This window comes from Paenibacillus sp. MABNR03 (genome assembly GCF_050455445.1).
Taxonomy (GTDB): Bacteria; Bacillota; Bacilli; order Paenibacillales; family Paenibacillaceae; genus Paenibacillus; species Paenibacillus xylanilyticus.
In genome coordinates this window covers 946,504-967,589 of sequence record NZ_JBCIYR010000002.1, presented here as the reverse complement: position 1 = coordinate 967,589, position 21,086 = coordinate 946,504, and the positions used below count along the sequence as shown (strand labels likewise).

General features: G+C 45.4%; 30 protein-coding genes. 4 read left to right on the top strand and 26 right to left on the bottom strand.

The window, feature by feature from the left end:
• Positions 1 to 16 precede the first annotated feature (16 nt).
• The 19 genes from AAIH57_RS13145 to AAIH57_RS13055 form a co-directional block, all read right to left on the bottom strand.
• Positions 17 to 865 (bottom strand): adenylyl-sulfate kinase, encoded by an 849-nt coding sequence (locus AAIH57_RS13145; protein WP_430021910.1) that lies wholly within the window; start codon positions 863 to 865, stop codon positions 17 to 19.
• A 60-nt stretch (positions 866 to 925) separates the two neighbouring features.
• Positions 926 to 1,435, bottom strand: coding sequence for a hypothetical protein (locus AAIH57_RS13140; RefSeq protein WP_175399399.1), 510 nt, complete (start codon positions 1,433 to 1,435; stop codon positions 926 to 928).
• Positions 1,436 to 1,471: 36 nt separating this feature from the next.
• Entirely contained in the window at positions 1,472 to 2,182 is a 711-nt protein-coding gene (locus AAIH57_RS13135) for a class I SAM-dependent methyltransferase (RefSeq protein WP_175399398.1), read from the bottom strand.
• 44 nt (positions 2,183 to 2,226) lie between these two features.
• Positions 2,227 to 2,892: an HAD family hydrolase gene (locus tag AAIH57_RS13130; protein WP_430021909.1), complete on the bottom strand. Its 666-nt coding sequence runs from the start codon at positions 2,890 to 2,892 to the stop codon at positions 2,227 to 2,229.
• A 187-nt stretch (positions 2,893 to 3,079) separates the two neighbouring features.
• On the bottom strand, positions 3,080 to 3,583 hold the full coding sequence (locus AAIH57_RS13125; RefSeq protein ID WP_430021908.1) for a GNAT family N-acetyltransferase: 504 nt from the start codon (positions 3,581 to 3,583) through the stop codon (positions 3,080 to 3,082).
• 47 nt (positions 3,584 to 3,630) lie between these two features.
• Positions 3,631 to 3,783: an immunity protein Imm33 domain-containing protein gene (locus AAIH57_RS13120; protein ID WP_430022145.1), complete on the bottom strand. Its 153-nt coding sequence runs from the start codon at positions 3,781 to 3,783 to the stop codon at positions 3,631 to 3,633.
• Between the two features lie 22 nt (positions 3,784 to 3,805).
• Positions 3,806 to 3,985 carry an immunity protein Imm33 domain-containing protein gene (locus tag AAIH57_RS13115; RefSeq protein ID WP_430021907.1) on the bottom strand — a complete coding sequence of 60 codons (180 nt, stop codon included), beginning with the start codon at positions 3,983 to 3,985 and terminating at the stop codon, positions 3,806 to 3,808.
• Positions 3,982 to 4,506: a hypothetical protein gene (locus AAIH57_RS13110; protein WP_430021906.1), complete on the bottom strand. Its 525-nt coding sequence runs from the start codon at positions 4,504 to 4,506 to the stop codon at positions 3,982 to 3,984. The genes AAIH57_RS13115 and AAIH57_RS13110 overlap by 4 nt, the downstream gene beginning before the upstream one ends.
• A 53-nt stretch (positions 4,507 to 4,559) precedes the next feature.
• Positions 4,560 to 4,958, bottom strand: coding sequence for a hypothetical protein (locus AAIH57_RS13105; protein ID WP_430021905.1), 399 nt, complete (start codon positions 4,956 to 4,958; stop codon positions 4,560 to 4,562).
• A gap of 15 nt (positions 4,959 to 4,973) precedes the next feature.
• A complete protein-coding gene (locus AAIH57_RS13100; protein ID WP_430021904.1) occupies positions 4,974 to 5,384 on the bottom strand; it encodes a hypothetical protein in 411 nt (136 codons plus the stop codon).
• Complete coding sequence (locus tag AAIH57_RS13095) at positions 5,381 to 5,827, bottom strand: LytTR family DNA-binding domain-containing protein (RefSeq protein WP_430021903.1); 447 nt, start codon at positions 5,825 to 5,827, stop codon at positions 5,381 to 5,383. Before AAIH57_RS13095 ends, AAIH57_RS13100 begins: the two co-directional genes overlap by 4 nt.
• Before the next feature lie 265 nt (positions 5,828 to 6,092).
• A complete protein-coding gene (locus tag AAIH57_RS13090) occupies positions 6,093 to 6,599 on the bottom strand; it encodes a hypothetical protein (protein WP_430021902.1) in 507 nt (168 codons plus the stop codon).
• Between the two features lie 50 nt (positions 6,600 to 6,649).
• On the bottom strand, positions 6,650 to 7,156 hold the full coding sequence (locus AAIH57_RS13085; RefSeq protein ID WP_175399391.1) for a DUF4188 domain-containing protein: 507 nt from the start codon (positions 7,154 to 7,156) through the stop codon (positions 6,650 to 6,652).
• 99 nt (positions 7,157 to 7,255) lie between these two features.
• A complete protein-coding gene (locus AAIH57_RS13080) occupies positions 7,256 to 7,738 on the bottom strand; it encodes a GNAT family N-acetyltransferase (protein ID WP_430021901.1) in 483 nt (160 codons plus the stop codon).
• Entirely contained in the window at positions 7,726 to 8,373 is a 648-nt protein-coding gene (locus AAIH57_RS13075) for a hypothetical protein (protein ID WP_430021900.1), read from the bottom strand. Before AAIH57_RS13075 ends, AAIH57_RS13080 begins: the two co-directional genes overlap by 13 nt.
• A 165-nt stretch (positions 8,374 to 8,538) precedes the next feature.
• Positions 8,539 to 8,682 carry an NUDIX domain-containing protein gene (locus AAIH57_RS13070; RefSeq protein WP_430021899.1) on the bottom strand — a complete coding sequence of 48 codons (144 nt, stop codon included), beginning with the start codon at positions 8,680 to 8,682 and terminating at the stop codon, positions 8,539 to 8,541.
• A 44-nt stretch (positions 8,683 to 8,726) separates the two neighbouring features.
• The gene (locus AAIH57_RS13065; RefSeq protein WP_430021898.1) at positions 8,727 to 9,212 is read right to left on the bottom strand and encodes a hypothetical protein; all 486 of its coding nucleotides are present in this window, start codon (positions 9,210 to 9,212) and stop codon (positions 8,727 to 8,729) included.
• 243 nt (positions 9,213 to 9,455) lie between these two features.
• Positions 9,456 to 9,944, bottom strand: coding sequence for a cysteine hydrolase family protein (locus AAIH57_RS13060; protein ID WP_430021897.1), 489 nt, complete (start codon positions 9,942 to 9,944; stop codon positions 9,456 to 9,458).
• Between the two features lie 128 nt (positions 9,945 to 10,072).
• Positions 10,073 to 10,270, bottom strand: coding sequence for a DUF1272 domain-containing protein (locus tag AAIH57_RS13055; protein ID WP_430021896.1), 198 nt, complete (start codon positions 10,268 to 10,270; stop codon positions 10,073 to 10,075).
• A gap of 172 nt (positions 10,271 to 10,442) precedes the next feature.
• On the opposite strand from AAIH57_RS13055, the gene AAIH57_RS13050 reads away from it, so the two are divergent.
• A complete protein-coding gene (locus tag AAIH57_RS13050; protein WP_175399385.1) occupies positions 10,443 to 10,865 on the top strand; it encodes an Lrp/AsnC family transcriptional regulator in 423 nt (140 codons plus the stop codon).
• Here the strand turns inward: AAIH57_RS13050 and AAIH57_RS13045 are convergent.
• Together AAIH57_RS13045 and AAIH57_RS13040 are read right to left on the bottom strand one after the other, a co-directional pair.
• A complete protein-coding gene (locus tag AAIH57_RS13045) occupies positions 10,854 to 11,597 on the bottom strand; it encodes a metallophosphoesterase family protein (RefSeq protein ID WP_430021895.1) in 744 nt (247 codons plus the stop codon). The genes AAIH57_RS13050 and AAIH57_RS13045 overlap by 12 nt on opposite strands.
• Before the next feature lie 37 nt (positions 11,598 to 11,634).
• Positions 11,635 to 12,342 (bottom strand): AAA family ATPase, encoded by a 708-nt coding sequence (locus tag AAIH57_RS13040; protein ID WP_430021894.1) that lies wholly within the window; start codon positions 12,340 to 12,342, stop codon positions 11,635 to 11,637.
• A 371-nt stretch (positions 12,343 to 12,713) separates the two neighbouring features.
• Between AAIH57_RS13040 and AAIH57_RS13035 the strand changes: the two genes are divergently transcribed.
• From AAIH57_RS13035 to AAIH57_RS13025, 3 genes are read left to right on the top strand one after another with little or no spacing between them, the layout of a single operon-like run.
• Entirely contained in the window at positions 12,714 to 13,598 is an 885-nt protein-coding gene (locus tag AAIH57_RS13035; RefSeq protein WP_430021893.1) for a PRD domain-containing protein, read from the top strand.
• Entirely contained in the window at positions 13,595 to 14,101 is a 507-nt protein-coding gene (locus AAIH57_RS13030) for a PTS sugar transporter subunit IIA (protein ID WP_430021892.1), read from the top strand. Before AAIH57_RS13035 ends, AAIH57_RS13030 begins: the two co-directional genes overlap by 4 nt.
• Positions 14,102 to 14,131: 30 nt before the next feature.
• Positions 14,132 to 15,589 carry a PTS transporter subunit EIIC gene (locus AAIH57_RS13025; RefSeq protein WP_430021891.1) on the top strand — a complete coding sequence of 486 codons (1,458 nt, stop codon included), beginning with the start codon at positions 14,132 to 14,134 and terminating at the stop codon, positions 15,587 to 15,589.
• Between the two features lie 150 nt (positions 15,590 to 15,739).
• On the opposite strand, the gene AAIH57_RS13020 is transcribed toward AAIH57_RS13025, so the two are convergent.
• The 5 genes from AAIH57_RS13020 to AAIH57_RS13000 form a co-directional block, all read right to left on the bottom strand.
• A complete protein-coding gene (locus AAIH57_RS13020) occupies positions 15,740 to 16,756 on the bottom strand; it encodes a bifunctional glycosyltransferase family 2/GtrA family protein (protein ID WP_175399381.1) in 1,017 nt (338 codons plus the stop codon).
• Positions 16,757 to 16,758: 2 nt separating this feature from the next.
• Positions 16,759 to 17,751, bottom strand: coding sequence for a phosphodiester glycosidase family protein (locus AAIH57_RS13015; RefSeq protein WP_430021890.1), 993 nt, complete (start codon positions 17,749 to 17,751; stop codon positions 16,759 to 16,761).
• Positions 17,752 to 17,989: 238 nt separating this feature from the next.
• Positions 17,990 to 18,946, bottom strand: a complete 957-nt coding sequence (locus tag AAIH57_RS13010; protein ID WP_430021889.1) for a radical SAM protein — start codon at positions 18,944 to 18,946, stop codon at positions 17,990 to 17,992.
• Positions 18,947 to 19,249: 303 nt separating this feature from the next.
• Positions 19,250 to 19,822 (bottom strand): GNAT family N-acetyltransferase, encoded by a 573-nt coding sequence (locus AAIH57_RS13005; RefSeq protein ID WP_430021888.1) that lies wholly within the window; start codon positions 19,820 to 19,822, stop codon positions 19,250 to 19,252.
• A gap of 74 nt (positions 19,823 to 19,896) precedes the next feature.
• Positions 19,897 to 20,553: a pyridoxine/pyridoxamine 5'-phosphate oxidase gene (locus AAIH57_RS13000; protein WP_430021887.1), complete on the bottom strand. Its 657-nt coding sequence runs from the start codon at positions 20,551 to 20,553 to the stop codon at positions 19,897 to 19,899.
• Positions 20,554 to 21,086: the final 533 nt, after the last annotated feature.

Below are 21,086 nucleotides of genomic sequence, written 5' to 3'. Positions count from 1 at the left end.
GTTCTCCTTCCGTATTTTAAAACGCCTCTCTTAAAATTCCCTCCAACTCCTCCCGGCAAGCAACCAGATTATAATCCGAATTATCCAGCCAGTGTTTATCGATCTTCAGCATATGATAAATCTCGGTTTCCAACTCTTTTCTTGCCTGAAGAGCCTCCACCGTGCCTTCAATTCCCTGATACCCTTTTGAATTTCCCAGCCCTTGATTCGTGTAATAGTGTATGAAACCATCGGACCATTCCTTGGGCCGTTCCTTCACCGCTTTGTCAAAGGTATAGGCGATATCCTGCTGATGAATATAGATTAATAGCGGATTTAATGGCGCAGTGATGCGTTCCAAATCCAATACATACTGCATGTTATCTTCTCTCGATTGATTGCATTTGACCAAACCTATTGTTAGTGGATTCTGAATAAAACAACATTCAAATATCGTGACAGAATCATCCGGAGCGCTTAACACACTTTCAGCGAAGCTCCGCCATTTTGCGGTGATTAGGTCTACATTTTGTTCAAAAGGTAACTCGTAAATATCCCGGCTGAATATCTCTTGCACCACATCGTCGGGAAAATCCTGTCCACGTTCCTCTTTTATTTTCCGATAAGGAATCAGATAACCATTATGATAAGTTGTGGCTCCGCTCTCCAATATGCCTCTGCATGCCTCATGAGTACTCAATAAATCCTCAAATTCTTCTGCTGCATAAAAAGCAACACCTTCATAATCAGCGGGATGATCCAGATTACCTTCTTGGAAAAGCTGCACCTGCAGCCCTTGCTGGATCAGAATGTCGGAAACCATCTTGGCAATCGTGGACTTTCCTGAACCTGGTAACCCTTCAACAAGTATTAATCGTCTTGCCATTATGTCATCACCCTTAACTTCATTTTAAATTTGCTAGATTTTAATGATCATGACCTATTGTTAATCAATATCTGCAATAATCCATTGTGCCGAATCCCCATCTTCTTTCTTTTTCCAAAAAACCATTATGCTGCTGGATTCAACGTCGTTCTCCTTTAGTTCAGTAACCTCTACTACCCCCTCGTAGAGTTTCTTTTGTTCCTGAATGGTAATGTCGCTCATGGAGATAACCTTGCGGACTTTGGTTCGGCTCATGCCCGATACGGGCGATTGTGGATCAATAAGGCTCATGTACCCCTTTTCATCCTCTTCCCATAAGTAACGTAAGCGGGTGTTCATAAGTTTGACGATTTCCAGTTCATCACCTGTATATTTCGTTTCATCGATGTATACAGGCGGGATGTCTTCGTCTTCTTCAGATGTCAAACCTTCTCCCTTCTTTTGCGTTTCTTCTGCAGTGACACTTTCCGATACAGGCTCCGTCGGTTTCTGTGCATCTTCATGATTGGTTTTATCCTGACAGGCGATTAAGAATAGAAATAGACCAAGCATTATGGTTAACTTTTTCACAGTCCTATCCCTCACATTCCTGCTTCTATTATTCTTTCAAACACCCAAGATCATGATCTGTGTTGGTCGCTGGATACCAACGGTCTTCAGACGCTCCATGATGGAATTACCGCGTTCAGCAAACGCTGCATAATCTTCGAACGCTGTTGCCCTTTCCATGTGCTTCTTACAGGCCTCGGATACCAACCGAATGTCTTGTTCTGCCATGACATCCTGTTTTGGCTCGTTATATTCGTAAGTCCAACGGATGCTTATTCCTCCACAAGTTACGATATCTTTAACTTCCTGACGTGTATACGTATGACGATGATAAATTCCCAAACGCTGATCTATATCGGCACTAAAGTGGTGATACATGATGTGCGTCAGCTGGGCTTCATTGGGATCATCACTGACCAGCTCATTAATGAGAATTAGACCGCTGCTCTTCACCACGCGCTTCATCTCTTTTATGACGTTTGCGTAAGGGGGTAAATGATGCAATGCGTTCGAAATACAGACAGTATCAAAAGTTTGATCTGCAAACTCCATCTTTGATGCGTTCATTGGCTTAAACTGGATCTTATCGTTGATCGCATATGCAGCGGCTGCCTTGCGTAAAGAATCCGTGTCGGTATCAATGCCCGTGATCTGTTCGATACGACTTAAAATCTCAAGTAGGGTAGGTATAAATTTCCCTGATCCTGTACCAACCTCCAACACCTGCCCTGCATGATGCGTTGCCAACTGCTTTTTCAACTCATCCATGGATAGCACCGTCCCCAATATGACTTTATCCAATACCCGAATCACTACAAGATGTTCAGGACCTCTATCAGATCCCTACACACATATTCCGGATGGATATGCCCAGGTTTGGATTTACCTTTTCGATTTAACCAGACAGCCTGGATTCCTGCATTTTGTGCTCCCTGAACGTCACTTGTCAGCGAATCTCCTATATGAATGACATCGTTTCGGGATAAATCATATTTGGCTAATGCTTCATTAAACATCTCGGGTCTCGGTTTGTAAGATCGAACATCTTCACTGGTAATCACACCTTCTGCCATGATGCCATGCTTCTTCATTGCCGCTCTTACATCATCTGTATCGATATTGGAGAGGATATACACGGGGATCTCCACCGATTGCAAAAAGGGAATGGAATCCTCAAATAGCCCCGGATTACGCCAGTGAGCCAACTGCTCCTGATTCAGCAGCGCTGCGACAGCATCCGATTGAAAATGCCTAATCGTTTCTGCCAAGGACAGCACATTAAGAACTCTTTGCGTAGTAAACTGACTGCCGTGGCTTTCATAAAACATTTCTGAAAATGCCTTCCACCAATAATCGCCTATTTCATCTGCCGTACATTCAACACGCGCCGTAGCCTGTACTTGTTCGTATATCACCGGAAGAATCTCGTCATCTTCGTGTACAACCGTCCCGTAAAAATCAAGGAAAATGGCTTTCATCCCGCTTCCTCCCCAATCATTAAAAAATTCCAAAAACGTTACGTTTCAAACTTCCTATGTATGTTACATTTTCTCTTTGGTTACATCATAACCCATAATGTGGAATTTGCGAATGATCCAAGTAAGCTATCTTTTCATTTCCCTAACTCTCTCGAATAAAAAAACACGCCGCTCTGCATGACTTGCCTCATGCAAAGGGCGTGGTGTGGTGATAGAATTTTGTATCTACTTTCATCAACGGAAAAGCATCCGGTAATTCCTCACGTGTAACCGAAACAAATCCATTTTTCTCATAAAATCGATGCGCTGCCACGAACTGCTGAGTTGTTCCAAGATAGATGTCATTCACACTGTTTTCCCGGGCCCACTGAAATGCCTGATGCAGGAGTCGGCTCGATACTTGCAGTATCTTGCCTCTATAATTTTCAGCCACAAACATCTTTCTAAGCGCTACATTCGCTCCTCCAATATCAAGCAAAGCAATCGTACCCACCACTTCGTCATTGGCAACAGCGACCCAGAAGTTCCCGTTCCCTTTTTGATAAAAGGTTTCGATTTCAAGCAGATCCGGTTGGTCCTCTCTGGTAATGGGAACATGGTATTCCTGCTGTTGAATCTGCAAAATCAAATCAAGGACTTGGGATTGATACTTGGAAGAGTACTCTTTTATATCGATAGTGGGGCTATTCATGATGTTTTCTCCTTGGATGGTATCGTTATTCACCTGCTCTAAATTAATTATTCCCTGTCTAGCAATTGTTCGTCAAACCAAGCATCCTTATCGTCTTCTGCGATCACCGATCGCCAACCTGGAGCGAGCCCTAGGTATTTCTTGATTTCAGGGTCCCATTCATCCACGTGTGCTTTATGTAGAGGTAGAGAAAAAGTCATCTGCATCTGAGTACTCATCCGCCTAAATATACCATCCGGTTGTATAACCAGCGTGTTCTAAGCGCAGTCCATGAATGGGCTGCAGCTTCACTTTAACATTCCAGGCGATTCCGATCTTATGATGCGATTCACTCGACATATAGTCGGCATTATATTTTCTGCAAGTCTGCATCTGTTCCTGGTTAGAAGCAGCATTTATCATGCTCGATCAACCTCAATTCTCTTCCGATGAATGATATTACGATACAGTTCAAGATCATTGTTATATTGTAAGTTATGAGCCAACCTTACCCTCGCTATTTCTTCGTATCCCCGAATGAGCTCTTCAGCAAAATTCAGCAGATTACTCCAAGAAAAGATAAACACATTCGAACTCTCATCGGAAGCATCCATAAACGGAGACTGCTCTGTAATCCATGTTACCGTAGTATCATTGTGCAGTACATCCACATAATAACCTCCGCAGCCAAATATGCCGCATGTGAAAGTAAACATGGGGAATTTCCCAGGCTGGAGTAAGGACTGAAAAAACACGCTCTCTACAAAGACCTCTCTCTCATCTAAAAGTGATCCGTTAATATAGAGAGGCATGGAACATTTAACTACAGGCATACGTACCCGTTTGTGCTTTGATATATTTTGAAATTCATGTTTAATTTCAATATGAAATTGTACTGTCAATTTATCTTGAGGAGTTTTTGCACTATCTAATGTTGTTCCCATCTGAATCTCCTTTTTCTAGAAAAAATGAATGGGACAACAAGCTATCTTTCAGCCTAAATTTCATAATACTGCTTATAGTTTGAGATCCATTCCTCTTTGGAGAAGTCTACAAAATCATATGGCTCACACTTCCTGAGATATTGTAACTGTTCTTCTGTTTGCTGCCCGCTCTTTTGTTCCAGATACATTATCGTGTCCTCAAAGCCAGCACCGCATAGTAATTGAACATCCACATAACTGCCCGTATCCTGGTTCTTTCTTTTGGCCTGCCAGATTAGCTGAGTGTCCTCTACGTGACCGATCGCAAACAGCATAATACATAAAGTTTTGAGATAATCGTTGTCCTCCGCACTTGTATTGTCGATCTCTTGCTGCAGCAGTCTGCGAATGCGCTCCCTGTCCCCGGAGCCCGGCTCCAAGCCGAACTCCTGAAGCGCCTCTTCTTCGTTCATATGGATTCCTCTTGTCTACTTCAGTATTTTGTTTAATTCTTCCGCTTTTTTCTTGCTATCTATTCTAGCATAAAAATAAAAGGCAATCGTGTGCAGCACAATCGATAAAAGCCACATGCCAGGGAACCACGGTGCAATAAGCTGGAACATTTCCTCTGAAAACAACCACACACCTGCCATGCCTCCGAGAATATTAAATGTGGACGAGATCGCAATATTCCAAATCGGTTTCAACGTAAAGTAGTTCCACAGCGCATTGTACATGACTCCAAATACCACGGCTGCTATAAACGCAATTCCGGCCAAGTTCCATAGATACCCCATCTGGAGTGTATGATCTTTGAAGAATAAGGTTAGCAGCAGCGTCACCCATAACGAAGTTACTGTAAATACCTGAAAAAACGAATGTCTGAGATTTGCGATCATAATAATTTCCCCCTGAAATTTTTGATATAGTATCGACTGACGTAGTAGCTTGAACCATCTGCAAGTTCAACTTGAATTCTGGCATGGCCTGTTGCGGCGAACGCCTTAATGTGTTTCGTGTTGATGATCGTCGAGTTGTTTATCTTCAGAAAGTGGGACGAATCCATATCTTTTTCCACAAATTTAAGACGTTTGCCCAGCAGATAGCGCTCTCCCGAAATCAAACGTACATTGCACATTCGGTCCTCGGACTCAATGGCAAGGATTGAACTTGGCTGAATCTGGACATTCCGGTTATTCTTCGGATTGATGACGACCAGCTTTCTTTCCAATTGACTGATTGCTTCATCGATCCCCTCCCAATGCAGTTGTTCCGAAGGGTTGGTAACGACCTTGGCGATCCTTCGTTCCATGGATGAATCTGTTTCAAAAATCACTTTCACGTGTTGTCCTCCTCTCACAACTCATATTACAGGCAAACTTGAACCTGGCATACTGAATTGCGTTTTGTTGCAAGAAATTGCAGGTTTGTTGCACTCAGCTAGTTCTCGTACAAGAAGTAGATAATTCGCACATAAATCGATACACATTTCTCGCGTTGTTATGAGAATTAATTATCAGATATCAAACTCTTCAAGGACACCAAACGGGGAATATTCAATATTCCCCGTTGTATTACCACAATCTCTATCTATATAGTCGGAGCCGCTACTCTTCCTTGATTTCAACATACATCTCCTGATTTTGCTGGATCTTCTCATTCATCCTTGCAATGACTTCCTGAGCCTTCGCTCGATATCGAATGAACAGATCTTCGATTAATTGGAACAAGTGTGGATCTTGCTCTAAATCCGTTGGCGAAAACTCTTGCCATTCTTCCCCGACTCTATTTTTCTCTGTAATAACACGTTCGATTTCGTTTAGCAGAGCTGCCATTTCATCTTGATTAAAATAAAACATTCCGTTCTTTATGCCGCTCCAACTCTTCATCTCAATGATATTGTAGGCCGAAAACCAATAAAACTCCGCCAGACTTTTCGTATGGTTATGATAGGAATAAAACAGAAATAATGCTTGTTGGCCTTCATTTAACTGACGGTACATCTCTGTTTTGGCTGCAACATCTTTACCTCGAACAGAAATTAGCATCGGCTGAACACACAACCAGCTAAGTTGCGTTGATCCCAGGTCTGCTTGTTTGATTTTTGCCCTCATAACATGCTCCTCTCTTCTCACCAATGAATGTAACACAATTACTAGAATCCTTACTTTTCATGATCAGGTGTCTGCACAGCCGGTTCGTTCTCGCCCCCCATTCTGCGCCTGGATGTCTCCATTCTGCCTGTCGCGGGAACATGGTTGGATACTTTGGCTAAACCAAATTTCGGCATGTTGGCATAGATGGATTCATAGGAACCTGGCCCAGCCTTGTACGTTTCATGATAGATCCCAACACTTCCATCTGAACCAATCGACTTATTAAATCGTTTCCATGCCTCCAGGTGCAGACCGCCACGTGCGTATTTCTCCAGTTCATCATAAGATCTCCAGTACTGCAGAAGGGTGACACCCCGCCAGCTTATAAAATATTCCGTCCCCAGAAATCCAGTATCTGGATTCATGTACAGTTCTCTGATCATCGGCCCCATTGCCTTAAATACAGGCAACCACTTATGTACGGCCCATAGGCGGTTTATTCGCATACCAATGATAAAAACAACAAACTCTCCATCAATCTCAGCCGTATGTCTTCCCTTATGAATATTCCCCACGTCACGTCTCCTTTTTCAGACAACTTGGTCCTGGTTTCCAGTTCAACAAACTTGATATTGCCGGCCATTTGAATGGCTTCGCTCTTCATCAGGTCTTCCTTAATCCACCTTTCGATGAAAAACGAACTGGAGACCATGTGCACCAATCCTGCGAATTCCCGTGTCCCGAAAACCTGCTTTCAAATACAGGCTCTGTGCTGCAACATTCTGTTCATTTACAGCGAGTATGACTTCCTTCATTTCGGGGTCAATTTGCTGAAGCAATGGGGTAAGTGCATTCATGGCAGCCAGCGCATATCCTTTACCCTGATGCTCCAGTGTAATAGATAGAGCTCGTATTAAGATGGCACTGGAATATCTTTTTCCTTCAGCGTATTCCGAATTTTTATGTGAAATAAAGAAGCCCACCGGCGTCTCCTCTTTTAGAATAACAATGGGAAACTTGTCGGGGTTCGAAATGGCCTCCTCAATGACTTCTGCAGGCAGTGCCGTAAACGTAGACTGTTCCCCCGTCAGTGAAAAACGAGCTAATGCTTCATCATATCGTTCATGATACATGGTGAGATGAATCAACTTTTCCATAGGGGCTCACCTCTATTTTCAATTTGGTCGATCCATCCGGCCAATAGCTGTTTCAGTTCCTTGGCAGTTGCATGAATGAATCCTTCCAGAACTTCCATGGACAAAATCCTCAAATCTCCTAGCGGCTCATGGGCAGGATTGTTTAAAAAATCAACCTTCTCCTTCCTATACTGATACACCTCCTGTTCCAGCAAACCACCCAAATCATAAGCTTTACCAGTACCCAGTTTATTCAGTAGATCGTAGGCTCCAGAGTGTTTCCGCAAAATCATAAATTCCAATTTCGTCACGTCATGCGTATATATACTTCTTCCATCGGTGTGTTCCTCATATGCAGGATAGATGTTGAAGGTCCACACGCGATCCGTATAAACATGGGCGATGTAACCGCACAAATACTGTAAAAATGCAGGATCATGCTCCGCCTGCAGCCTATTGGACTCCACAAATGCCCGCAGTTCTTCATCTGTCGCGAACCTGCCTTCTTCGATCATCAGATGTGTTTTGGCCTTTTCACTGCGCACATTGCTTCTCACATGGATGGAGTCAGGAGCAAGACTTCCCAGTAGGAATTCCGGGGATGGATTAGATATAAATTCGGATGCAATCGCAAAATGAACCATGGGCCAAGGCATTGAAATCACTCCATTTTCGTTAATTTATAGCCTTACTAACGCAGAATCCCCTGCTTCTCTTGAAGCAAATCCATGAATACAGGCTTCTGTACCTTATTAATCCTATCGATATCGACTTCATCCAAGCTTGTAAAAATCAATTGCAACGACTCCTGGTGTTCGTCTTCAAGTCTCTTCAATACGCTCTCCGGGCTCCATACCCCCACCAGGCAATCCCCAGTCCCCATAATCAGACCTTCGCTGCAGTAGAATTCTCCCACCATCATCTCTAATAATGGCCCCGCCTGTAACCACAATTCGACCTGTCATCTCCGCCGCCCTTCTCTCGTCATTGAATATGAGATAACTTACTGTTAAATACCAAAATGCACGATACACTTTCCATGCTCATCAGCATGTTTTGCCATCATGGCAAGCTTTTTTAATTTAGTGATCAGGTCAGTTTTGGTATACACCAATTTCTCGTAGTAACCTTTGTTCTCACCACCAACAATACAGTAATTCCCTCTAAGTATGATCGGATCAGGTGCTGAACTGAATAAATCAATCCATGCATGCATGATATGATGAAGCCTTTGCAACACTTGTTTATCTTCAATAACAGTAATGCCATAATAGTTTAATCCGCTTGTTCTCTCGCCCGTAGACGGATTTCCGGTCTCTAACCATTGAAGGGAATCCTGTATATACGAAATAAAGTCGTCATCCAAGTGAGCTTGGTTGTCTGGTGAGAGTCCACCTTTATGTATTTTCCCGTGTCTATCCCTTGAGTAGGAAGTATGGATAACTTCGCTTATATCCGATATATTTTCAATAACAAAGTTATGGATCATCGGCATATATTGCTCCCCCACACTATTGAATTTGTTTTCGCTTCCTTTCCCATTCATCATAACCCATGTTTTGGAAATTGCGAAGTTGTTTCACGTTCAAACTTCCTATTCCTGCTCCCCGATGCTACATCAATTCAATTGAAAAAGACCCCGGTATGGCCTCCTTCTAAGGCGATATCAGGATCTTCTTTTAGATTATTGTGGAACTGCTCCAGCAGCGATAACGATGAACACTTTAGCTCCCCTCGCTTATTGGATCAAATAATCAACGACAGGATAAGAGATAACATTTCGGTCCCTGTACGTTGATGTCACCGCTTCGTGATGTGTACTGAGAATTCCATTTTGCAGCATAACCGGTTTGAACCCACGCTCGCTCGCCCCGTTATAGGTAAACAGGACACATTCTTCTGCGGCAAAACCGGAAATGATCAGCAGCTCGACACCAAGACTGCGTAAAACTTCCTCCAGGTTGGTCTGCCAGAATGCATTAGAGCTTTCCTTGGTGATCGTGTAATCCTGCTCGTGTATGTCAATCTCGGGTATAAACCGATACGCTTCCCGATTCGATTCCTCCATGCCCTCCACATCCTGAACATGGATTACAACATGATTGTTGGAACGCAGCACGTCTGCCACATGGTTGATATATTCACATGCATGGTCCAGCACTCTTTTCTCCAGTCGATCCCGCACGATGACTTCTTGCATATCCACGATTAAAAAGCCAATTTTCATCCAAACACTCCTCAAAATATGATTTAATGTCTTAACGGCATGCTATAAATCTAAATCAATGCTTCAAATATATGTATTCGGGTTTACAGGCGGCACTCCTCTAATCAAGTACATCCTGAAGGTTTTGACTAACTAATAGGACAACTCAATGAATTTTCACTTCTTGGTCTTTTCACAAGTTCGCCTCCACAGTTAGGGCATACATAATTCGCCTCCGCTGCACACTCATTGCAAAACATACATTCATGTGTACAAATATACGCTACAGAATGCTTATGGAGTCCACTTTCGCATTTTTCGCATTTACTTCTCATTTCTAAAGCCATCGTATTGACCTCCTATAGTTTTTATTCTTTTTTGTAGTTTTCTGATGCTCTAATTCTAATAAATAGGTTGCTAACTTTACATATTAATCTTATTGTAATTTTATAAAATACCTTTCTTTTTAACTGAAAAAATGCTGTTTAACTTAACATTTTTGTGAGGAGATCCAAAAAGATGGATGAGATCGATAAAGACATATTATTACACTTGCAAGAAAATGCCCGATATTCCTTTGCAGAATTAGGAAGAAAAGTGGGCTTATCTACCCCCGCCGTTAATGAAAGAGTTAAGAAACTTGAAGAAAAAGAGATCATCGTTGGCTATAAGGCAATCATTAATCCGGAAAAAATAGATAAACCTATCATGGCTTTTATCCTATATGACAATACAAAATGTGAACCGTTTGCAGAATTTTGCAAAAATCACCCTAGTGTCATTGAGTGTCATCGGCTAGCTGGATCATACAATTATTTAATCAAGGTCTTGACTGATTCCGTTCAATCTTTGGAAAACTTTATTGATGCTTCCATGTCATTCGGACAACCGTCTACGTTAATCAGACTTTCTTCACCTGTTGAAGGTAAATCAATAAACTAAATTCCCCGTCCTGATCGCAAAAGCATAATCCTCTCGTCCATTTGCCTGGGCAATCGAGCTGGCCTTCTCCCAATCATACTCAACCATAACGTGTTCTATGTTCCAGTTCCCTTGCGCATTACGATAAGCAATTGCATAATCGGCGTAAGGCGAGCTGGATTCCCTTACATGCGGATAGGGCAATTCATCATGATAAGCAGGCAAACCGACACTGCCTACGTTCACAATTACCTTACTTCCGGGCAAATATTTCGTTTGAAACACATGACTGTGTCCGCAAAAAATATAACGCTGCGGTACCTCCAGAAGTTCGTTCGCCAATTGAATCGTGTCTTTATATTGAACACCTTCCGCTGTCACTTCTTCCAGCAAATACCGATCATTCACCCATGGCGTTCCATGGCAAAATAAAAGCTCCTCGTACGCCCACGTATGATTACATGATCTGATCCAATTCTCGATTCCCTGATCAAGCAGGGGTTTTACAAATTGAAAGGTTTCCGACGGGCTTTCTTTTTGCCATAGAATCTCGTCACAATTTCCCATCACGTGAATTATATTCTCATGGTCCATTAATACTCGTGCTGTCGCCAGCGGATCAACCGGGCCAAACAAACTATCCCCCAAATTGACGGTAAGTTCAATGTTCCGGGCAGCAATATCCTGCAACACGGCCTCCAGGGCCAAGTGATTACTGTGAATATCTGAAATAATGGCGACAGACTTATACATGTCATCCCTCCACCTTTTTTAACTATGCAAACCAAGGTCAGTCCTTAAACAACTCATCCAGCATACGATGGCGATTCTCCAGAAAACTGCGGGTGATCTGGTAATGTTCCGTATCTTCATAAGCCATTTTTTGAATGCTATTGTCGTCAAAATTTAAAATATCCGCATCGGGATAACCCAGCAGAATGGGCGAATGCGTCGCGATAATAAATTGAGAAGTTCCAGACAGGTCATGGAGTATGCGCAGTAAGGATAATTGTCTGGCAGGAGATAGTGCTGCTTCGGGCTCATCGAGCAGGTAGATGCCTTTGGAGCTGAAGCGGTTCACAAACAGATTGAGAAAAGACTCCCCATGGGATTGCTCATGTAATGAACGCCCGCCATAGTATTCAAGGGTACCCATCTCATCAACATGGGATGCGAATTGATAGAAGGACTCGGAGCGCATGAAGAAACCATTCGTAATCTTTGGCAACCAGGCCAGTCGCAGATAATCCCCTAATGAGGATTCCGAAGCATGCATCTCAAAGACGTTATTTCTGCCGCCCCCGGCTGTATTGAATCCACATTGGTGAGCGATGCCTTCCAGCAGGGTGGACTTACCTGATCCATTTTCACCTACAAAAAAAGTAATGTTATTCCTGAATTCCAATCTCTGCAGGGACTGTATAGCGGGTATATTAAACGGATATTGTCTCGCATTCTCTACCTTTTCCTTCATGAACTGCACACTTCTAAGATACATGTTCATCCTCCTATTCATATTAGATTTGGCTCCATCTACCCGAACATGATCAACAACGGATTAGGCTCATTTCACCTTAAAAGATGATCATGGCTCCTTACTTGTCAACTACGACAGATACCTTTTCGTTTACACATTCCCTATATTAAACGACGAACAGATGGATGACAAAAATTATGGTTGACGGTGGCAGATCAGGTTCTATATTATGTAGGAAGAACGTTCTGCATAAAACATAAAATGAATTGGCGTGTTACCACCCCAGAGGGCATGAGCCAAGAAGCGAACATGAGACTATATTCGCTTCTTGGCTCTTTTTGCGTTCCGGAGGCCTGAAAGCGTTAACTTTAGAGACGAGGAGGCGGTGAACCGTGAGTAAAGGAATGATGCTGCAGGTGGAGCGGGTCGTCGGCAGCAATATTGTTCTGGCCCGGTCGCACCAGAATACCAAGGAGTATGTACTGATTGGCAAAGGGTTGGGATTTGCATTCAAGGTGGAAAGCACCGTTCAGGCCGATGATCCGCGGATTGAGAAAAGGTTCCGGCTGGAAGACCGGGAGGAATGGGGGCAGGCGCAGGAGCTGATGAAAGACTTGGACCCCAATGTCATTAACATCTCTGACCGAATTATCCGTCTTATCGCTGATCAGTTTCCCGGCAAGCTGAATGACAAGATCTACCTTGCTCTTCCGAGTCATATTCAGTTCACCTTATATCGTATCCGCAACGGGATGGAGATTCTGAATCCTTTCCTTACGGAGACAAAGCTCAGCTTTCCGAAAGAATTCGAACTCGCCTCGGAAGCGGCTGCCATGATCGGAGAGGCCTTTGGCGTAGAGGTACCGGAGGATGAGGCCGGGTTCCTGACATACCATGTGTACTCCTCCGTAAATCACGTCCCTGTCGGACAGCTGGTTAAGGTATCCAATGTGATCAGCAAGCTTCAGTCCATGATTGAAGAGGAGGGTGGCGTTCGCTTTGAGCAGGCCAGCCTTAGCCAGGCAAGACTCTTGATACACCTGCGCTTCTCCATGGAACGCCTGTATCAGCAGCCGATGACGGCCCCCACCTTCGCACAATATGTGAAAAATGAATACCCGTCCGAATACCAGCTGGCCAGAAAACTGAGCGCTGTTATGGCCGAGGATTTGGGTACAGAGGTACCCGAGGAAGAAACGGCTTTTCTCGCCATGCATTTATATCGGCTTTTTCAAACTCATGCCAAAACCAACAGCAGAAAGGACAACACACAATGATCTGGAAATGGAAAAACAACAAATCTGCCAAAACATCTGAAATAATATCCGTCTCCTCCCCGCTTACCGGAACCTGCGTCAGTTTGGAAGAAGTGTCTGACGAAGCGTTCGCGCAAGGACTTATGGGACCGGGAGTTGCAGTGATTCCCCAGGAGGGCAGGCTGGTCGCCCCTATCGACGGCACTGTGGTGCACCTGATCAAATCGCACCATGCCGTAATGATTGAGCATGCTTCCGGGCTGCAGCTGCTGCTGCATATCGGTATGAATACTGTCAGCCTGAAAGGACATGGCTTCACACCCCAAGTGCAGACAGGGGATCAGGTCACTATCGGTCAGACCCTGATTGAATTTGACCTGAATGCGATCACTTCGGCCGGTTATCCGGTCATCACCCCTGTCATCATTGCGAATGCTGCTGAACAGCCGTGGGAGTCGCGCCCGGAGTATGGCAGCGTAGAAGCAGGCATGGGAACTATCATGAAAGTCAGCTTGTCCAAATAACCTAAATCAAAAAAAGAAAGGAAGAACAATATGCTGAAAGCACTGCAAAAGCTGGGAAGATCCTTGATGCTTCCTGTAGCAACCCTGCCTGCGGCAGGTATTCTTCAAGGCCTCGGCCTTCTTGATTATGAAAAGGACATTCCGCTCGGTCCCGTGATTGGGGGATTTCTTAATCAGTATGTAGTTCCATTCCTGAATGAGGGAGCGGGGGCGATCTTCGGCAACCTTGCGCTCATCTTCGCCATTGGGGTGGCAATCGGACTGGCGGGGGATGCGGTCGCCGCGCTCTCCGCCCTGATCGCTTATATGGTGCTGACGCGGATTCTGGGAGCCGTTCCAGGTGTATTCGGCTATATTCCTGACGATGTCAAGCTGGATATGGGCGTATTGGGCGGGATATTTGCCGGACTGCTTGCAGCCTATATGTATAAAAAATACCATAATATCAAGCTTCCTGACTGGCTCGGCTTCTTCTCCGGCAAACGCTTTGTGCCGATGGTCACCGCCGGCTCCATGCTGGTGTTGGCCATCCTGTTCGGCATGGTCTGGAGCCCGATTCAGGATGCCATCGGCGCTTTCGGCACCTGGATTGTAGGCTTTGAAGGCGTTGGCTCCATGGTGTTCATGATCGCCAACCGCCTGCTCATCCCGCTCGGTCTGCATCATGTCCTCAACTCCATCGCCTGGTTCCAGATCGGAGATTATACCAATGCAGCCGGGGAAGTCGTGCACGGCGACCTGACACGCTTCTTCAACGGAGACCCTACGGCAGGCATGTTCATGTCTGGCTTCTTCCCGATTATGATGTTCGCTCTTCCGGCGGCGGCGCTTGCCTTGATTCATACAGCCCGGCCTGAAAAGCGCAAAATGGTCGCTTCGATCTTTATCGGCGCAGCGGTGGCTTCGTTCTTAACGGGTATTACCGAGCCGCTCGAGTTCTCCTTCATGTTCGCGGCGCCTCTGCTGTATGTGGCACATGCTATTCTTACCGGTGCAGCGGCCCTGATCATGTACCTGCTGAATGTTAAGCTGGGCTTCGCCTTCTCGGCAGGTCTGATCGATTACCTCGTGAACATGAAGCTGTCAACCAATCCGCTGCTCATGATCCCGGTCGGACTCGCATTTGCGGTCGTCTATTATTTCCTTTTCCGGTTCATGATTGTCAAGTTCAACCTGAAAACGCCGGGGCGCGAGGATGACGCTAATGATGCCGATGCCCCCACTAATGCTTCCGCCGTGGCAGCGCCGTCTGCCGACACCAAGGCTGGCAAAGTGCTCGCGGAGATCGGTGGCGCAGACAATATCGAGAGCATCGACGCATGCATCACTCGCCTCCGGCTAGTTGTTAGGGACGACAAAGCCGTCAACGACCAGGCGCTCAAACAGCTTGGCGCTTCCGGCGTCATGAGGCTCGGTGGCGGAGCTGTGCAGGTCATCTTCGGCACCCAGTCCGAAATCCTTAAGGATGAGATTAAGAGGCTGATGTAACGCTCGTCCTCCTTTGAGTTTAAAAGGTCGAGAACAAGGGTAGGCTACCCTGTTCTCGGCCTTTTTTTGTTAACCAAGAAGCACAGGATATTCTTTTGAAACGGTGATGATTGAAAAAAGAGAGCAAGCTATATACTCACTCTCTCTGTGTTAATAGACAAACTTGCGCTGCGCCCAGTAGCTGAACAGGAAGATGGATACCTCCGTCAGCACCTTGGCCGCGATGAGGGGGATGATCAGTTTTTCGTTATAGAAGTACAGGAGTCCGTAATTCAACAGGAGCACCAGAATAACCAGCGAGAAGTATTTAGGTAAGGAATGGCGCACCTTCGACGTTTGGCCCCCGGCTGAAAACACATATTTCCGATTGATCGTATAGTTGAAGACAGAGCTGCACAGCCTCGCAGTGACGACAGACAGAAACAGATTATGCGTGAAATACTGGATGACGAACAGTAATCCAAAATCGATCAAGGCGGACAGCACCGAAGACGTACTGAACATCAGGATCGGCATATAAATGCGGAACGAGTCTACCAGCGGGCGGAAATGGGAGGATTTGTTATGATCCAGATATACCGTGTCAATAAACTCCTCCGTGATTTCGTATCCTTCCTTGTTCGCGGTTAGCAGCATGTTCATCTCGTACTCAAACCGATCACCCGGAATCTGACAGAGCCAGTCCAGCATGGAATATGGAAAACCACGCAAGCCCGTTTGAGTGTCATATACTTTGGTACCCGTTGTGATGGAAAAGACCGCCCGGGTAACTGTGTTTCCAAAACGACTGCGTGCAGGAATCGTTCCGCTAAACCGGCGGCTGCCGAGTACGATCCCTGGGGTGGTCTGCTCCAGCAGCACATCGAAGATACGCCGGATATCATGCGGCAGATGCTGCCCGTCACTGTCTGCACATACGACACCACCCTGTGGGCCAAATTCCTTGATATGCTGGAATCCAGTCTTCAGCGCACGTCCCTTGCCCAGATTGATCGGATGGGTCAGAACGGTGCAGCCGTATGCTTCAGCTGTCTCAAATATCCCGCGATACTCCGCCCCACTGCCATCATCCACAATGACAATGGGCCCTAATTGAAACGTCTGCAGCTGCAGCACCAGATTTAACAAACGAACGTCCGGTTCGTAGGATGGAATTAATATGGTCATGATCATTGTCCCTCCTTGAGGTAAAGGATGTCACTTACGCCGCGTTCCTGATTTCTGCCCAGTGGATTATTCACGACCCGGCCCATAAAATACATGGTGGATGAGCCGCCGCCGTCCAAGTTATAGGCTTCTGTTGCTCCCAAACCTTGCATCACGTCCGCCAGCTCTGCCAGCGTCATGCCCCGGCTGTCGTTCTGCCTTCCGTCCACCACGACGAATACATAATGATTCGGGGCAATCATGCCGATTGCCGTTCTCGGGTTCGCGTCCTGGATGGAACGGTTGCCGAAGTTGTTGTCGATTTTCACACTGCTAAAATCACTTACAATCTCGCCGTCCTGGATCAGGATCGGTCCAAACGACAGCGTATTGGTGGCACCTTCGGCCAGCAGCTCCGAGGAGGAAACTTCCGTCTCGTTATACGTCTTCATCGTCCCGTCACTGAAGAGTGCCATCGCATCACGAACCGGATCATCCCGGTATACCGTACCGTTGCGGATAATCACGCCATCATCACGGAAACCGTAGTAATCCCCATTAATGGCGAATATGGCATTGTTGGCCGCAGCGATCTCTGACGTGTTTTCGGTAATATTCGTGCCAAAGCTGTTATCCGCCAAAGCCGAGCGCAGACTGCTTGCATCCGTCAACTGTACATCTGCGACGTAATACGTAATCTGATCCGAACCGGAGCCTGTCTGCACCTTTTCAATGCTGACCTGCATATCATCACTTGAATAGTTCCAGTCATCTGAGGTTGCATTGACCTCCGTCTCTGTGGCTGCCGCATCATTCGAACTGCTGGCTGATGCTGTATTGTCATCCGCTACGACCACTTCCACATGCCGAATCAGGTAACGGTCAGCAAGACTGTAAATAATGCCACCGATCGCAAGGACAACAACAAGCGTAACCATCAGCCACTTTCGCCTTTTATTGGGGTTTGCTTTTCTATGTGGTTCTTTCGGATTGGGTTTATCATACATTCTCATCATTGAAGCCACCTCTTCATCATCTAAGTTCTTAAGGCCATGATAGGCGGGGTAGCTTAAATGAATCTGAAACATGTACAAAGACAAAAAAAGAAGGCCACCTCTCCCTCGGGGGAATCAGGTAACCTTCAAACCAATGGATATATCCTTATGAACGACTTCAGAATAGGGCTGGTATAAACGAGGTCGTGCTTAGGTTCATCTTCAACCAGTGGGATACGATACGGTATCCCTTTTTTCACTACTCACCTGCAAAAAGTGCATCGTACGCGGGGCAAGGCCGTTTTTCCAAAAAGTCCGCTAACGCGGGTGGCTGCTTGGCATAAATTTCGTTCAATGACGTGCCTTGATAGATGTTTCCAATCACTACCGGGTGACACAGCTCACAGATGAGGATGTCCCCGTTGCCGTGCAAGTGCAGCTGTTTCGTTCCATCCACACAATTGGAGAAATATACACCTGGCTGCTCATGCAATCCCAATTGATCGGCGAAGCGATCCATACAGGTAAAATATAGGGTTGTGTCGTCCTTCTTGTGTTTAATCAGCTCGTTTACAGAGCGAATGAGAGATTCTTTGGAAGCTATTTTGCTCCACTTGCTGTGAGGCATCACAATACTATTCTGAATCTCATGAATCCGTACACCCAGATCATAGACCTTCTCGCTAATGGCCAGCATGTTCGATTGTGTGCCTTCAAACAGCAGCGTTTCCAGTACTGTCTCCAGTCCGGCTTCCGTACACAATCGGATATTGCGTTCCAGTCTCTCGTACATGCGCGGGTGAACACGGTAGTAGGTGGAATAGGCTTCCGCATCGGTATAATTGAATGAAATATGAATGTTGGACAACCCTGCATTACGCAACGCATGAATGCGTTCTTCGGTCAGCAGGCTGGCATTCGTATTCAATTGCGTGTCGATCCCATGTGCTGCACAATAGGTTACGATCTCCAGACAATCCTGATACTTCAGCGTCACTTCTCCCCCAGACAATCGGACACGTTTCAATCTGGGAAGTTCACTTATAATGCGGATAACTTCCTGGGCATCCATGCACTGTCCATCGTCCCGATTGTAAGCGCAGCAATAATCACACTTGAAATTGCAATTGGAGGTCACCCCGACCTCCAGCCCTTCCAACTCAACCACATCGTGTGTTTCAAGTTCGAGTGATTTATATCTGTTTTTTGCGGTCAATTCCATATACCTCCTGGTTCCTTCATCTCATGTTAATACAACTTGGAGATTATAGCGGAATGATGCAGAATTCGGATATGACATTATGCACGCCGAGTAAGTTAGGAATGAGATAAAAACCCAACTCTCCGATCATCGGAAGTGGGCCAGTTTATTGTATGTACATATGATTTAGATAATATTAAATATGACGCCTTGCCCTTGGGAAGCGGCCCTATACATATGTGTTATTCAGTAAAGTGATAAATAAAACAAAATACAGCATTCCTTTGCTCAACGATAACAACCCTCTCAAACACTCATTTACTTATGACGAATAAAATCTTCTTTTAGAATGGCATACATCTTCAAGTCCCGAAGCTCATTTTTGACTCTCATGTAATTTCGCAGGACACCCTCGAATTTCATGCCTACCTTCTCCATCACCTTGGCCGAACCTGTATTGTCCACCATACATCTGGCTTGAATTCGTTCCAATCCGACTTCTTCGAATCCAAATTGAATGATTTCGTTCACCACTTCCGTCATGATCCCTTGATTCCAGTACCGATCGGACAATACATAACCCAGTTCCACCCTCATACTGCTGCTGTCACAGCCTAAATAATTGCAGCTGCCAATCAGCCTTTTGGTCCGTTTATCCTCAATCCCCCAAGGTCCGAGCTTGTCCATCTCATAGCGGTTCATGACAAAATCAATAAAACCTTTGGTATCTTCCTTACTCTGATGCGTGTCCCATGTAGTAAATTCCGAAACGGCAGGGACTGCGCAGTAACTATACATATCATCCAGATCATCATAGGTGAGGGGCCGGAGCAAGGTTCGTTCGGTTTCCAATACGGGAAATGGATCAAAAAAGCTTTCAATCGTCTTCATACATGTCCCTCCCTGGGATTATTAAAAAACACACTTTAACTCGTTCAGTATTGTCCTGTCCTTATGTTGTAGTATCAAGGCCACAATCTGTGCTGCTTCCACTGCCCGTCTCGCAGCTGGTACCGAATTCGTGTATGCTTCCGCTCTGGATCTCCCTGCCAAAACTCCACCTCTTCTGCGTTCACCGCGTATAATCGCCATTGAGGTGATACGACATCGGGGTCACGTTGAATCCGTTCCATCTGGGCTTCAATGGAGCTATCCAGTACTTCCTCGCTCCCCAGTTCCTGACTCTGGTGCCCTGTCATGGCAACTGCGCGTGCTCCAGCCGAGCGTTTCCGGAAATCATCAGCTCCTGCTTCATCTCCCATATCCTCTGCTGTTCCCTTAATGCGAATCTGTCTTCCAAGCGCAGGCCAGTAAAACGTCAGTGCTACGTGAGGGTTATCTTTCAACTGCTGTCCCTTTCGGCTCTCGGCACTGGATGCAAAGTAAAACGAGTCATCCACAACATTCTTCAAAATCAATACACGCGCATCAGGATGACCATCCTGGTCCACAGTCGAGATCGTCATCGCATGAGGTTCCTTCACATCAGAATCGATCGCCACTCGCAACCAATCCAAAAAAAGCCTTCCAGGACGATCCGGCAAATACTCCATATCCCAAGAAGGGAACGGTCCAGATAATGATTGCAAACTGCGCAGCAGTTCGCTCGGTACAATGCTCATATCTTCACCCCACCTTCCAATTCATTCCATTGTAGCGTAATTGTAATGTACTGGAAACAGTGATTTTTAGAGTGAAAAAAAGAAGCAATCTGCCCAACCTGCAGATTGCCCATGCTTGAACTATCGTTTCCCGTTAGTTCAATATCCTTTACAGCTAGGAGATCAGCAATTGCTTCATTTTTTCAAAAGGAAACCGAAGTAGAAATTTATTGAAATAACTAACAAAGAAATTGCGAACAGCTTTGAATAATCGTTTTAAAATTTTTGAATTATTTAACCACTGCCAGTTGATTTCGACAGAGTCTATGACCAGATATTTTCATTCTTCATGTACGCTTGGCAGTTCTAGCATGTGGAGTACGTTGCTATGCAATCCGTCGTCTAATACGGAATGCTAAGAGCAACAAGTTTAAGATTCCAATGGTTTATGTCGGTTTAGGCGAGCCAGGTACTTGACATATGTAATCCGTAGCCCTAAAATGAGCTAAGTCAGTCGATTATGGACTCGATGAGTCGATAATAGGAGCGCAAAT